Annotated in this window: 17 protein-coding genes; 15 read left to right on the top strand and 2 right to left on the bottom strand. The window is 65.2% G+C overall.

Going from position 1 to position 12,765, the window contains the following annotated elements; all coding sequences use genetic code 11:
* Positions 1 to 68: 68 nt before the first annotated feature.
* From VME63_RS02500 to VME63_RS02435, 14 genes are all read left to right on the top strand, one after another.
* Positions 69 to 1,550 carry a PLP-dependent aminotransferase family protein gene (locus VME63_RS02500; RefSeq protein ID WP_325429918.1) on the top strand — a complete coding sequence of 494 codons (1,482 nt, stop codon included), beginning with the start codon at positions 69 to 71 and terminating at the stop codon, positions 1,548 to 1,550.
* A gap of 412 nt (positions 1,551 to 1,962) precedes the next feature.
* On the top strand, positions 1,963 to 2,247 hold the full coding sequence (locus VME63_RS02495; protein WP_325429916.1) for a type I restriction-modification system subunit M N-terminal domain-containing protein: 285 nt from the start codon (positions 1,963 to 1,965) through the stop codon (positions 2,245 to 2,247).
* A complete protein-coding gene (locus tag VME63_RS02490) occupies positions 2,240 to 2,653 on the top strand; it encodes a nucleotidyltransferase substrate binding protein (protein ID WP_325429915.1) in 414 nt (137 codons plus the stop codon). The genes VME63_RS02495 and VME63_RS02490 overlap by 8 nt, the downstream gene beginning before the upstream one ends.
* Positions 2,650 to 3,006, top strand: coding sequence for a nucleotidyltransferase domain-containing protein (locus VME63_RS02485; RefSeq protein ID WP_325429914.1), 357 nt, complete (start codon positions 2,650 to 2,652; stop codon positions 3,004 to 3,006). The genes VME63_RS02490 and VME63_RS02485 overlap by 4 nt, the downstream gene beginning before the upstream one ends.
* A gap of 6 nt (positions 3,007 to 3,012) precedes the next feature.
* The gene (locus VME63_RS02480; protein WP_325430201.1) at positions 3,013 to 3,276 is read left to right on the top strand and encodes a type I restriction enzyme endonuclease domain-containing protein; all 264 of its coding nucleotides are present in this window, start codon (positions 3,013 to 3,015) and stop codon (positions 3,274 to 3,276) included.
* Between the two features lie 433 nt (positions 3,277 to 3,709).
* Complete coding sequence (locus VME63_RS02475; protein WP_325429912.1) at positions 3,710 to 5,287, top strand: site-specific integrase; 1,578 nt, start codon at positions 3,710 to 3,712, stop codon at positions 5,285 to 5,287.
* A gap of 76 nt (positions 5,288 to 5,363) precedes the next feature.
* Positions 5,364 to 5,606 (top strand): hypothetical protein, encoded by a 243-nt coding sequence (locus VME63_RS02470; RefSeq protein WP_325429910.1) that lies wholly within the window; start codon positions 5,364 to 5,366, stop codon positions 5,604 to 5,606.
* Positions 5,607 to 5,612: 6 nt separating this feature from the next.
* Positions 5,613 to 6,110: an ankyrin repeat domain-containing protein gene (locus VME63_RS02465; protein ID WP_325429908.1), complete on the top strand. Its 498-nt coding sequence runs from the start codon at positions 5,613 to 5,615 to the stop codon at positions 6,108 to 6,110.
* Between the two features lie 410 nt (positions 6,111 to 6,520).
* On the top strand, positions 6,521 to 7,432 hold the full coding sequence (locus VME63_RS02460) for a DUF72 domain-containing protein (protein WP_325429906.1): 912 nt from the start codon (positions 6,521 to 6,523) through the stop codon (positions 7,430 to 7,432).
* 306 nt (positions 7,433 to 7,738) lie between these two features.
* Entirely contained in the window at positions 7,739 to 8,461 is a 723-nt protein-coding gene (locus tag VME63_RS02455; protein WP_325429904.1) for an MT-A70 family methyltransferase, read from the top strand.
* A gap of 12 nt (positions 8,462 to 8,473) precedes the next feature.
* On the top strand, positions 8,474 to 9,052 hold the full coding sequence (locus tag VME63_RS02450; protein ID WP_325429902.1) for a hypothetical protein: 579 nt from the start codon (positions 8,474 to 8,476) through the stop codon (positions 9,050 to 9,052).
* Positions 9,049 to 9,645 (top strand): ankyrin repeat domain-containing protein, encoded by a 597-nt coding sequence (locus VME63_RS02445; protein WP_325429900.1) that lies wholly within the window; start codon positions 9,049 to 9,051, stop codon positions 9,643 to 9,645. The genes VME63_RS02450 and VME63_RS02445 overlap by 4 nt, the downstream gene beginning before the upstream one ends.
* A 254-nt stretch (positions 9,646 to 9,899) precedes the next feature.
* Complete coding sequence (locus VME63_RS02440) at positions 9,900 to 10,139, top strand: hypothetical protein (RefSeq protein ID WP_325429898.1); 240 nt, start codon at positions 9,900 to 9,902, stop codon at positions 10,137 to 10,139.
* Positions 10,136 to 11,200: a zincin-like metallopeptidase domain-containing protein gene (locus tag VME63_RS02435; protein ID WP_325429896.1), complete on the top strand. Its 1,065-nt coding sequence runs from the start codon at positions 10,136 to 10,138 to the stop codon at positions 11,198 to 11,200. The genes VME63_RS02440 and VME63_RS02435 overlap by 4 nt, the downstream gene beginning before the upstream one ends.
* A gap of 51 nt (positions 11,201 to 11,251) precedes the next feature.
* Here the strand turns inward: VME63_RS02435 and VME63_RS02430 are convergent, their stop codons facing one another.
* The gene (locus tag VME63_RS02430) at positions 11,252 to 11,716 is read right to left on the bottom strand and encodes a hypothetical protein (protein WP_325429894.1); all 465 of its coding nucleotides are present in this window, start codon (positions 11,714 to 11,716) and stop codon (positions 11,252 to 11,254) included.
* A gap of 187 nt (positions 11,717 to 11,903) precedes the next feature.
* On the opposite strand from VME63_RS02430, the gene VME63_RS02425 reads away from it, so the two are divergent.
* Entirely contained in the window at positions 11,904 to 12,230 is a 327-nt protein-coding gene (locus VME63_RS02425) for a hypothetical protein (protein ID WP_325429892.1), read from the top strand.
* A gap of 244 nt (positions 12,231 to 12,474) precedes the next feature.
* Here VME63_RS02425 and VME63_RS02420 read toward each other — a convergent pair whose 3' ends face one another.
* On the bottom strand, positions 12,475 to 12,699 hold the full coding sequence (locus VME63_RS02420; protein ID WP_325429890.1) for a hypothetical protein: 225 nt from the start codon (positions 12,697 to 12,699) through the stop codon (positions 12,475 to 12,477).
* Positions 12,700 to 12,765 lie beyond the last annotated feature (66 nt).

The following is a 12,765-nucleotide window of genomic DNA, read 5'->3' as shown; positions in this document are numbered from 1 at the left end:
GCTGCCCAGTGGTTCGCCAAAATAGCCACTTTGGTACGATCTGGCCTGACCACTTACCGGTATGTGCCATGAAACGGATCGCCGCCAGTTTCCTGCCGCCCATTGCCCTGGACGCCCATAGCGGTGTGCCGATGTACGACCAGCTGTCGGAGTGGTTCCGCCGCGCCATCATCGATGGCCAGCTGCATGCGGGTCAGCGTGTGCCGTCCACGCGCCAGCTTGCCAGGGAGCTGAAGATCTCCCGCGTGCCGGTGTTGAGCGCCTACGAGCAGCTGTTCGCGGAAGGGTATTTGGAGACTTTCGTCGGCGCGGGCACCTGCGTGGCCAAGTCGATCCCGGGCCAGGCGCTGAAGTCCGCCGCCGCGCAAGGGCGCACCACCTCGCGCCGGGCGGCTGCACCAATGGGGCCGCGCAACATCTCCCCGCGCGTGGAGATGCTGCGCACGCCGCCGCAGACCTGGGCCGACACGCAAGGCCCCTTCCGCATGGGCGTGCCGGCGCTCGATCATTTTCCGCTCAGCACTTGGTCCAAGCTGGTGAATCACCATTCGCGCCAACCGACGACCGCCCAGATGATCTATGGCGATCCGATGGGCTATCTGCCGTTGCGCGAAGCCATCGCCCGATACCTGGGCACCGTGCGCGCGGTGCGCTGTGAGGCCGGGCAGATCCTGATCACCACCGGCTCGCAGCAAGGCCTGCAGATTTGCGCCCATGTGCTTTTGGATGCGGGCGCGCCGGTATGGATCGAGGAGCCGGGCTATCCCGGCGCGCGGCAGGCGTGCCGGACCCTCGGCGCCGAGCTTGTCCCCGTGCCGGTGGACGAGGAGGGCCTGGACGTCGCCGCAGGCATTAACCTGCGCGCCCAGGCGCGGGCCGCCTACATCACGCCCTCGCACCAGTTTCCGCTGGGCTGCACGATGAGCGCCGCGCGGCGGCTGCAACTGCTCGCCTGGGCCTCGCGCAGCGGTGCGTGGATCATCGAGGACGACTACGACAGCGAATACCGCTTCGGCGGGCGGCCGCTGGCGTCGTTGCAGGGCATGGATACCGACGATCGGGTGATTTACGTCGGTACGTTCAGCAAGGTGATGTTTCCTTCGGTGCGCATCGGCTACGTGGTGATTCCGAAGGATCTGGTATCGGCCTTCGCACGCGTGCGCGATGCGTTCGATACCTTCTCGTCCATGTTGTACCAGGTGGTGCTGACCGATTTCATCGGCGAGGGGCACTTCGCGCGCCACGTCAAGCGCATGCGCGCGCTGTATGCGGAACGGCGGGCGGCGTTGCTGGAAGCCATCGCTTGCTACGCAGGCGGCAAGCTTGAGCCGATCGGCACCGATGCCGGCGTGCAGCTGACCGCCTTGCTCGCGCCGGGCGTGGACGACGTGGCCATTTCCATTGCCGCGGCCAGACTCGGCGTCGCCGCCCGCCCGCTATCCATTTCCTATCTGCAGCCGCCGCCGCGCGGCGGCCTGATCCTGGGCTACGCCAACGTCAGCGTGCATGAGATCGGCCAGGGCATGCGCAAGCTCGCCGGTTGCCTCTGAGCGTGGTCTCCGGCAACAAAAAAGCCAGCTTTCGGGCCGGCTTTTCCAGAAAATGTTGGTCGGGGTGACATGATTCGAACATGCGACTTCTACGTCCTGCCCGCAGCAGTCATGTTTTCGATATCGCCAGATAAAAATCTTTCAAATACAGGTGGTTGATGCTCATTCTGGTATGTGTGGCCGCTACGCTTTGAACGTAAAGATCACATCAAAAAAGTGTCGCTGGAACAATGTGTTGCGTTTTACGGGGGCAGGATTGGGGCACGTCCCATTTTGATGCGGAAATAAAGAAATTTTCTTCGCTAATGTGTGTGTTGAGCGGGTTCGAGTCCCTGGTACGGGCGCGCGATGTATCACTCACTGCAATAAATGCCGGAGACTACGGGGCTATGGCAACGGAACCTGTCACTCCATGACCAACGAAGAATTCAAGCGCACCCTGTGGGAGGCTGCCGACAAGTTGCGTGGCTCCGTCTGGGCAGCGGAATACAAATATCCCCTGCTGAGCCCGGTGTTCCTCAAATACGTGTTGGGCATGTACGACGCCCAGGCTCAGGCTACCGGCCATCGGATGGCTGAACCAGGTTCCGAACTGGCCGAGCAGATGGGCAAGGCCGTGGTGTTGGATGCAAAAATCGCGGCAAGCCCCGGTGCGCTAGGCTACCCGCTGCTGAAGAAGGAGGGCGCCTATGCGTGACGAAAAACTGGATTTGACCTCTCTGGAAAAAGCGGTGGCCCGGCTCAAGGAAGGCCTAGTCCGCTATCAGAAGGATGTATCCGACACGCAGATTCGTGATGGCTTGATCCAGCGTTTCGAATTCACCTACGAAATCAGCCACAAAATGCTTAAGCGTTTTCTGGAGGCGACATCACCCAACCCAGCCGAGTTTGACGAGATGCCCTTTCAGGACCTGATCCGCAGCGGCAACGAGCGCGGCTTGTTGCTGGGAGACTGGCCCAAATGGCGTGGCTACCGGGATATGCGTAGCCGAACCAGCCATACCTATGATGAAGATGTGGCGCTGGCGGTGGTCGCGGGCATTCCGGCTTTTCTGAACGAAGCCGTGTACCTGTTGGGCAAGTTGAGTGAAGCACAGGCATGAAAGGTAAGGACGCACACGCTCCGAATGTCGATATGCATCCGGACCAATGGCGGATCGTGCAAGACATCCTGCATCGACACGTGCCGCAGTACGAAGTCTGGGCCTTCGGCTCGCGGGCAAAGTGGACTGCCAAGAGTTATTCCGACCTGGACTTGGCAATCATCACCGACAAGCCACTAGCGCTGGACGTGTCGGCAGCCTTGGCGGATGACTTTTCGGAATCGGATTTGCCGTGGAAGGTGGACGTGGTGGATTGGGCATCCACCAGCGAGGCGTTTCGTAAGGCGATCGAGCGGTGCAGGGTCGTCATCCAGAACGCGGGTGTGAAGTCGGAAGGCGTAGTGGGTGAGTAGCGCGAGATTCCGCTCGCACCGGCAAGTTGGAAGAGACGCGAACTGGGCCATCCGGTCCTGCGCGAACTGGCGCAGAAATTCACCGACAAACTACGGTCCTCGTCGGCATCGATCAATTGGCAAAAAAGCAAGGACGCGCGTGCCCGCATGATCGCGTTGGTGAAGGCCCTTCTGGTTCAGTACAAATACCCGCCCGACAAGCAGCCCGAGGCCAGCGAGAAGGTGATTGCTCAGGCGCAGTTGTTGGCCGATACGTGGGCTAAGGAATAGATGCACCACCCGCAGAGTTATCAGCACCACACTGCAACAGTGCAGTCAGCATGACGCGCATGCGCTTTGAAGAGTTCACCAGCCGCCGACCCATGATGGGGCCATGTCAAGGGGGCAGCGGGGACGCCGCTGGGGACACCAGGGGGACTTTTCGGAGTGTTTGGGAGCACATCGGTGTGCTTTGCCGGAGCGGGTTCCGGATACAAAAAACCCTGAAAAGCGGTTGCTTTTCAGGGCTTTCTGGGTCTTTCAAATTGGTCGGGGTGACATGATTCGAACATGCGACTTCTACGTCCCGAATGTAAATATATTAACGAATAAGCACCATAAAATAAGCCATTTCGTGATAGACCTTGCTTTCTGGGGACACATTCGGGGACACTGATCGCAGCGCGGGGGCGTGGGGCCACCGCTCCACGAGGACATGTCGACAATGGCATCAGGCACCCTCAAGAAGAAGGCGGCGGCCGCTCCCAAGATGGCCCGCGGCGTTGATCAGCGACCCAACGCTTACCGCTTCCGGCATCGCATCGACGTGACCGAGGACGGCCGTACAAAAAAGAAAACGGTCAACTTCGTGAACTACCCATTCCTGGACGAATCGGCGTGCCGTTCGGCGGGCCTGCCCAACGATGACCCGCGGTGGCCTTCGAACGCGTTGGCTCAAGCCAATGAGTATTCCCGCGTCTACTGGCGTGACCTGAACCTGCCGCAGCCGGAGGAGCGACCGATTAAAGGCACCCTTCGGGAGTGGCTTCAACGGTATCGCGATGAGGACCTCCACGGGCACCTCTATGGAGATCCCACCAAGGCTGCGCCCTTCGCACAGACCGAACGCTCGGAGAATGGACGGACGCACGACGCGGGGCAGATCGACACGCTCATGCGTATGGGTGGATTCGTGGTCCCAGGGGAGGAGGAGCGTCGCCGGACAAATCCTCGGGCGGCGAAGATGCTCGACAAGAACCGTCCGCTCTTTTACCCGGAGGTCCGGGACGTTCTCAACACGGAGGTGTCCCGCTTAGGCAAGTCTCATTGCCGTGTTTTGCTGGACCGTTGGGCGGGAGGTAAGGGCGCGCCTTCCACCAAGCGTCGACTCCGGACGAACCTGATGGCGTGCATGGTGTACCACGGAGACAACTACGACATGGCGTCGTCCGAGGAGTGGTTGAAGGTTCCCATCTCCGACGACGGCCGAAAGCCCGCAGCGCGGGCCTTGACCACCAGCGAGTGGAGGACGATCGAAACGCAACTCAACGAGATGAATCTGCACCCGCACACGCGCGCGTGCCTCTTGTTCATTCGCTGGACGGGTGTCCGTCGTGGTGAAGCCTGCAAAATGCGGTGGGAGAACATCACCTGGCCCAAGGTGCGCGGCGCGGTGCCCACCGTCCGCTTGGAACGCACCAAGGCCCGGCGCGGTGTGTACCGGGAACGTGTCGTGCCCATCCCCGAAGCCGCCGAAGCCGCCCTCCGGGCCCTGGTGACGGACGCCAACGGACAGGTCCGCCCATGGCCAAAATCCGGCTGGGTGTTCCCGGCTCCCCAAAATCCCAGCGCGCCTATCGCAGGCACAACGGTCTATCAGGGCTTTATCAGCGTGTTCGGCACGCGCGGGCGCAAGGGGATGTCCATTCGGGACAGCCGAATCGGTGTCCCGCGTGCAGCCCCACACCACCTGCGGCACACCGCAGCGACGGAGATGAGTGTCTACATCAGCGAACAGCAGATGATGGAACTCTTCGGTTGGACCGATCCCGAGATGCTCAACCGGTACCGCCACCAAGCGGAGCATCTGGGTCTGCTCGTGCGCGACGCCCACAACAACCTGCGCAGCGCGGCGGAAATGAAAAAGGCGGAGGACATGGTCGACTTCTTTAAGGGGATGTCCGAAGCGGACCGCGAACGCATCATGGCCCGCATGGCCGTCGTGATGGCCGAGGAGGCCGCGGCCAAAATCCAGCAGCGGAAGGGGCCGAGCGCGAAGGTCCCCAAGAGCCGCAAAGCCTGATCGTTCGGGGCGCCCCTTGCGGTGCCCCTCTGTTTTGGTTCACTGGTGAGATCCCCACCTTGCGCCGGATCCCATCATGACCGATCTTTTCAGCGACATCTTCCCTGAGTCGTCCGTGGCAACCACCGAGACACACACGGCTCCCACGGCTTCCGTTCCGCCACCGCGGCAGGCGGCGCCCCTGTCCGAGGACGGTCCGATCCTGCCACTGGACCAGGAGGAACGCGCCGCGTTGGTCACCGAACTGGCCTGGCTCGATCGTGAGGTGTCCGATGGCGTCGAAATCACCCGCGACACAGCCAACAGCCTGCGGGAGTAACTGTCGGTGGTCGACACCGCCAACACCAGGATTCTCGACACCGACGGCGCCGAGCCCTTGGCGCAGTTGAGCCGCCTGCACCTCCTCCACGAGGACAACGAGTGGCCGCGCGACAACGCCCTGCGCGTGATGCTCGAGCGGGGCGCCGATCCCTGGGCCACCGATGATCAGGGGCGGACGGCGTTGCACGGCGCCGACAGCGGGGCCGTCAACATCCTTCTCGAATCGATCCCCGACCAGGACCGACAGGCGTACCTCGACTGGCAGGACCACGACGGGGCCACCGCGCTGCACGTCGGCGCCGAACGCCACGACGGTCCCGCGATCGACGTCTTGTGCGCGGCCGGCGCCGACGCCACGGTGCGCGACATCCGCAGCGAGACCGCGACCGAGCGCGCCCAGCGCACCCAAGCATCCACCGAGCAGATCCACCGGCTGGGCGACCAGGAGATCGCCTCCACCCACATTCGGACGCACACGCGTCGCGCCGGTCGTTGCATGTGACCAACCGCACAGCCTGGCGCGGTGCGGGCCGCGTGTGGCACAGGGGAGGATCCGTACCCACCCCCAAACCCGCGGTTCTCGTTATCAACATGAGGGCGTTCCCACCGGAGTGCCCGCCGTGGCCGTACACAAGCAACAACGCACCTTCATCGCAACGCTCCAAGCCGCCGGCGTCACCGTCGATGCCGTCCGGCTGAACGGGCGGGGCCACATAGAAGCCCAGGTCACCTACAACGGCCATCGCACACGATTCGTGGCGCCCGCGACCCCCAGCGACTGGCGGGGCGTGCGCAACAAGGCCGCCGAAGTCCGCCGCTGGATCCGATCCTGCGCGCCCGCCCCGAGCACTGGGGCAGGGGCGGCTCCGGTCCGCTAAGATCGGCCGCAGCATCCCACGCTGCGGAGGCGCCATGACCGGGCGCGTCACGATCGGCACGGCCAGTTGGACCGACAAGTCCCTCATCGCGTGCAAACGCTTCTACCCGAAGGGCTGCTCCAGCGCCGAAGATCGGCTGCGCTACTACGCCAGCCGATTCCCCATGGTCGAGGTCGACTCCTCGTATTACGCGATGCCATCCGAGCGCAATTCCCAACTCTGGGCCGAGCGCACGCCCGACGATTTCACCTTCAATGTGAAAGCGTTTCGTCTCTTCACCGGCCACCAAACCCCTCAGGTGGCGCTGCCCAAGGACGTGCAGCAGGAGATGACCGGGTACTTTGCGACGAAGAAAAACCTCTACTACAAAGACACCCCGCACGAGATCCGCGAGGTGCTCTGGCAGCGCTTCGAGCGGGCGCTGCAGCCGCTGCGCGCCGCCAACAAACTGGTGGCCGTCCATTTCCAGTTTCCACCGTGGGTGACCCCGGTGCGCAAAGCCTTCGATCACATCATCGAATGCCGCGAGCGCCTGGCCGACTACACGCTCTCGACCGAGTTTCGTCTCGCCGCGTGGTTCGACGACGCGCACCGCGATGCCACGCTGGCGTTCGAACGCCAGCACCAACTGGCTCACGTCGTGCTCGACATGCCCCAAGGCTTCCCCAACTCCCTTCCACCCATCTGGGAGGTCACCAACCCCGCATTGGCGATCGTGCGCTTCCACGGTCGCAACACATCGACATGGGACGTGAAGGGGCAAACCGCCGCATCGGACCGATTCGACTACGACTATTCTGACGCCGAACTGCAGACCTTCGCCGAACCCATCCGGCGTCTCGCGGACCAGGCCGATCGCGTCCAGGGCATTTTCAACAACAACAACGAGGACCAGGGGCAGCGCAACGCGGAGACCCTGACGGAGTTTGTCGGCCGGTTGCTCTAGCGGTGCGACCGGACTCACAACCAACGAACCACACCAGGGCCTAAGAGCCCAAGGGCCGGGACGGCGGTCCATTTGTTAGCGAGTGCACACATCCGCGCTGGCGTCCCGACGGGCCGCTTGCCTGATCGCGCTTGCTCCGGTTCCTTGGCGCCCATCAGGTCTCATCACGGCGCCCCACGACACGGCGCGCATCGGATCCGCCGCGATCCCAACGTCCCCGCCGATCCATTGGCGAACGAACCTCCGGTCGGGTGGGGGCCACCCCGCGCAGCGGGACCGCACGCCTCCGATCGAAGGACCACCACCATGGCCCGTCGCGCCGCCGACTCCTCCGCACCCGCACAGCCCCGTGCCGCCATTGCCGGCGCCACCATCACCGACGACGGGCGGTTCGCCCAAGGCACGCCGATCGACACCACGATCGCCAATCTGCGCGCGTTCACCAGTCGGCACGGCAAAGCGGCGCTCCTTTACTGGGACCCGCCCTGGGGCTACGGCGAGCGCGGGCCTGAATCCTCCAAGGATTGGGCCATCGACCCGTCGCAGCACTACCCGCTGATTCCCGACAGCCAACTGCGCGCCTTCACCCGCGCCGCCGTCAAAGATTGCTGCAGTTACAACGCCGTGATGGCGCTGTGGGCGCCCAACAGCCAGGTGGCCCTCGCCATTGATCTCATCCGCGACGCCGGCTACGACTACACCACCGCCGTGACGTGGAACAAGATTCACGACACCGGCCGCCACGCCTCGTGCATGAGCAACGGCGCGGTGCGCCCGTGTTCGGAGGTCCTTCTCATCGCCAAGCGCGGCGGCGGACTCCCCCTCAAATCCCACGCCCCGCAGATCTCCTCCGTCGTGATCGCCCAACGCACCGCGCACAGTGCAAAACCCGAAATCATCCGGGAATGGCTGACCCGCGCGTACGACACCGATCGGCGCCTCGAACTCTTCTCGCGCACGCCGCGCACGGGGTGGCTCACCTGGGGCAACCAGGCCGCCGCCGTGCCTCCCGCCACCATCGCCGCCTGAGTACATACCAACATGGCCTCACCAAAACGCGCCACCCCCGCCCAAGTCGCTCTGCGCAAAGAGCGCGTGCTGACCTTGCACCACGCCGGCGTTGCGCCGCGCGACATGATCGGCATCCTGCAGGCCGAAGGCTTCACAAGCGCCAACGTCCAGACGGTCAAGCACGACCGCCAGGATCTTGGGTTGCAGCAGAAGAAGTGGGCCACCCTCGAGGACAAACTGGCGGCGCTGGCGCGCTTGAAGGAGCGCCGCGCTGCGTTGCTGAAATGGGCCGACACGCCCTGGCACAAGCGCACCAAAACGGTGACCGATTTCGCCGCGGAATACTGCGTGAGCCCGCAGGCGATCACGAACGATCTGCGGCGCCTGAAGCGCTCGCGTTGCACGCTGCGCCGTCTCAACCGCGCCTCCGAAGCGGCGCACCTCATCTGCGTGCTTGGGCGCGACGCCGCCTCGGTGGCGCGTGCGTTCAACGTGCACGACGACACCATCCGCTCCGACGTGCGCCATCAGTTTTCCAACTGGCGCGCGTTGCGCGACCAGGCGCGTGCCGCCTGGCTCACCGCCGGCGGGGGAGGGGTGCCCTCATGAGCACCATCATCCCCGAAGGACCTGTGACCGCCGTCGTCGTCTTCGACTGGACGCGCCCCTTGCCGTGGCGGCAGAGCAGTGCGGTGGCGCGCAGCCAGGGCGTGCGCGAACTCCTCAAGCACATCCCCGCCGGACGTGTGGATCGCAACGGCTGGACGGCGGTGCACGCGGTGGCGCACAGCGGCAACGCATCACTCCTGCGCTCATTGTTGAAGCGCCACCCCGAGTTGGTCGACGCGCAGCCGAGCACGCGTGTGGGCACCGGGCCAACCCCCTTGCACGCGGCGCTGAGCGCGTTGTGTCCGACCGTCGGCGTCGTCGCGGCCCTCCTGGCCGCCGGTGCGGATCCCAGGCGTCCTGGCACGATCGACATCCGCACCACCGACGCCGATGGCGGACCCTTGCGCGCCGTCGAGCAAACACCGCGCGAGATCTGTGAGGTGTTGATGGATCAGTTCCCGGCCGAACAGCCGCGCCTGGAGCGCATCCGCAATCGGTTGTTAGCGGCCGAACACGAGCACGATCGGCGCGACCTCGCGCAGGTGGCCGCCTCCGACATGCATCCACCACCCCCACGTCGGCGCGCGATCTAACACCCCGTGCTCTCTATCTCCCTCCGCCCGCTCGGACGAGCGGGCCGAACGCGCGCGCGTCGTTCCATCCCACCGCACCGCCAACGTGACCGCCCGCGATCGGCGCTGGTCACACGCGCGCTGGGCAGCGCACCAACGGGGCACACCAGGGCCTTAGAGCAGCGCGTCAGCGTGCGCACTTCCACACAGTTGGTCCGATTGACGGACTCCGTGTGCTCGCGAGTGTGTCCGTCCCGCATTCCGTGAGTTCACTCATGTCCGCCGCCCTCCCCATCGAACGCGATCCCGCACTTCGCTACGACGAACGCGCGCTCACATCGGCCGACGTCACCGCGGCCGCCGAGCAAATCCGAATCGCAAAAACCAAGCACGGCTACACGTTCCACCGCCACGGCGATTCCAACCAGCCGCTGGCGCCCATCCACGTGGCGCTCGCCACCCTCGAGGCCGCTCTCGAACAGGGCCTCCCCATCCACCTGGAGATCCGGTCATGAGTTACCACGACAAGCACCTCGACGAGTTCAACGCGCGCGTGATCGCGCATCTGGAGCAGGGCCTGCCGCCTTGGCTGCAAGACTGGGCGCCCGGGCACGCGCCGCTCAATCCGTGGAACCCCGCGACCGGAAAACAGTACGCCGCGGAAAACGCGCTGTCGCTGATGCTCGCGCAGGGCGAACGGAACCTCTCCGACTCCGCCTGGCTCACCTACAAGCAAGCCTCCCACGTGGGCGGGCAGGTGGCCAAAGGCGCCGACGGTGTGCGCATCAAGGTCTTCGAACCCAAGACGGAGCAGGAAAAGCAGGCCGCGTTGGCGCAAGATCCGGCCGCTTACATCGGCCCAACGATCAAGTACGCATGGGTCTTTCCCACCTCCGTCGTGCGCGGACTGCCCAAAGAACTCAGCGCGCCGCCGCACGGCCTCGCGGACGCTGAGCGTCACACCCTCTGCGAGAAAATGCTGCGGGAGAGCGGTGTGAAGATCGCGTACGACCGCAACCAGGCGTACTACCAGCCGAGCACCGACACGATCCACATGCCCCCGCGCGAGACGTACGCCACCGCCGATGCGTTCTACGGGGACCTCATCGTGCAACTGTGCCACGCGACCGGTCACACCTCGCGCCTCAACCGCGACCAGTCGGCGCTGTGGCAGACGCCCGAGTACGCGCCCGAAGCGCTGATCGCTCACACGGCCGCCTATTTCATCGCCTCACGCCTCGGAACCGGCCACAACGCCACGGTGTGCGAGTCCTACCGGCCCTACTGGACCGCAGCGCTGCAGGCCGACAACCGCCTGCTGTCCAAAGCCGCCGCGCAGGCGGAAAAGATCTGCACGAGCCTTGGGGTCAAGGCCGAGCAGACCGAAGCGCTGCCGCAAGTCGAACGCCAGCAGCGCGCGCCGCAGCAGGGCGCAAGCCAGGAGGCGCCCGCACAAGAGAGTGCACCGACCGCTCAGGCGCCAGCGCCGGCACCGGCGGCCCCCACAAAGGGCCGGGCGCAAGCCACCCGGCAACGCCGCCAGCGCAACGACCAGGATCAGGGCGTCGCCGCCTAAGTCTCCATCAGCCACCAACGCCAACGCCCGCCGATCGGCGGGCGTTGTGCGTCAGCCCTTGAGATCGGCGCGCGGCATGGGGTACAGATCCTCGTACACCGCGGCCGTCACGCGCGTGAGCGGGCGCACCATCAAGCGAGGAATCGCGCTTGACACCATGCCGGCCGCCGGCCGGACGAACATCACCGGGGTCGCCGTCGGCGCGGTGGCATCGGCCACCGCCAGGGCGGCCACCTCCAGCGGCTCCGGCTTGGAGGGGAGGACAACCACCGGCGCGTCCATGACACGGGCGGCGTGATCGATCAGCGCCTGCGGCGCGGCGTGCAGCGGCCGCGGCCCACGAAGACGGGCGAACCAGGCGCGTTCCAGCGCCGCGCCGTCGACCGTCTCGGGGTGATCGGCGGGCAGGGCGCCCGCGCGTTTGAGCGCGGCGATCGCCGGCGCGTAGTCGCCGGTGGCGCCGGCGTAGGAATACGGAGCCAGGCGGCTCCACACGAACGAGAGAACGCGGTTCATCAGAGGATCTCGGGTTGGGGTGCCCTCACTGAAGCAGATCGTCCGCCGAACGCACCGGGCGATGTGAGGTGCGACACATCACACGCAACCCCAACCGCAAGCAATGTGGGACGGCTCACATGTTCTTCTTGCGGGGCGGTCCCTGTCCGCTTGGATGGTTCGGAACCCCCAATCCGGAACCACGCCGATGACCGCCCTGACCGACTTCCTCACCGCCTTCGTGGACGAAGCCGACGATTGGCAAGCCACCGCTCGCGCGATGTCCGTGCTCCTGACCGGGCCGGACGAGCAATGGATCGATCCCGTGCTCTTCGATCGGGTGGGCTGGGACCAGCACCTTGTTCTGGAAGGCACACCGCGATCCGAACGCATCGGCGCCCTGCGCACCACCGAACGCGGCCGATATGTCCTGCACGCGCTCGATTACGAACTGGCCCAAGGCCACTGGAACACGTGGCCGCCGGTGGTGCGTTTGGGCGGACCCGAGCGGCTGCGCGCCGACTTGGCGGCCTGAGATGATGGCGCCGGCACCCTCATCACTCGAACGCGCTATGGCCGCTGTGACAGCGCGGCGCGCCCGTGTGCGTGCCCTGGTCTCCGATGGCACGTGCGTCCGCACGATCGCGGCGCTCCTGGGAACGCATTCGGCCACCATTCGCTCCGACCTCATTGCTCTTCGGATCGATGCCCCTGAGAGCCCCGTGTGGCCCCGCGGGGTGGTCGTTGGCCCGACACATTCCTTGGAGGCGTGGGAGAACTTACTTTTTGTACTCTACCGTGCCGACGCCAACGTCCACGAGGTGTGCGCGCACTTCCGGATCACCCAGTCCGCGTATCGATCCGTCGTCGATCGCGTGACGCAGGCGCACGCGGCGGCCGCCGCGGCCCTGGCCGCACAGGTCGCCGAGCACCGGCGGTATATGGAGAGCACCGCGCGGCTGCTGCGCCGGCGCGCGGCCGACCGGCAGCAACGGCTGTTGCATCTCCAGCGCGTCCCCACGGCGGACACCGCGGCGGCCTAACCGCCGTACAGCGATCGCGACCAACAC

The sequence above is a fragment of the Dyella sp. genome, assembly GCF_035503745.1.
GTDB lineage: Bacteria > Pseudomonadota > Gammaproteobacteria > Xanthomonadales > Rhodanobacteraceae > Dyella_B.
The sequence above is the reverse complement of the archived record's forward strand: the minus strand, read 5'-3'. Positions and strand labels throughout refer to the sequence as shown.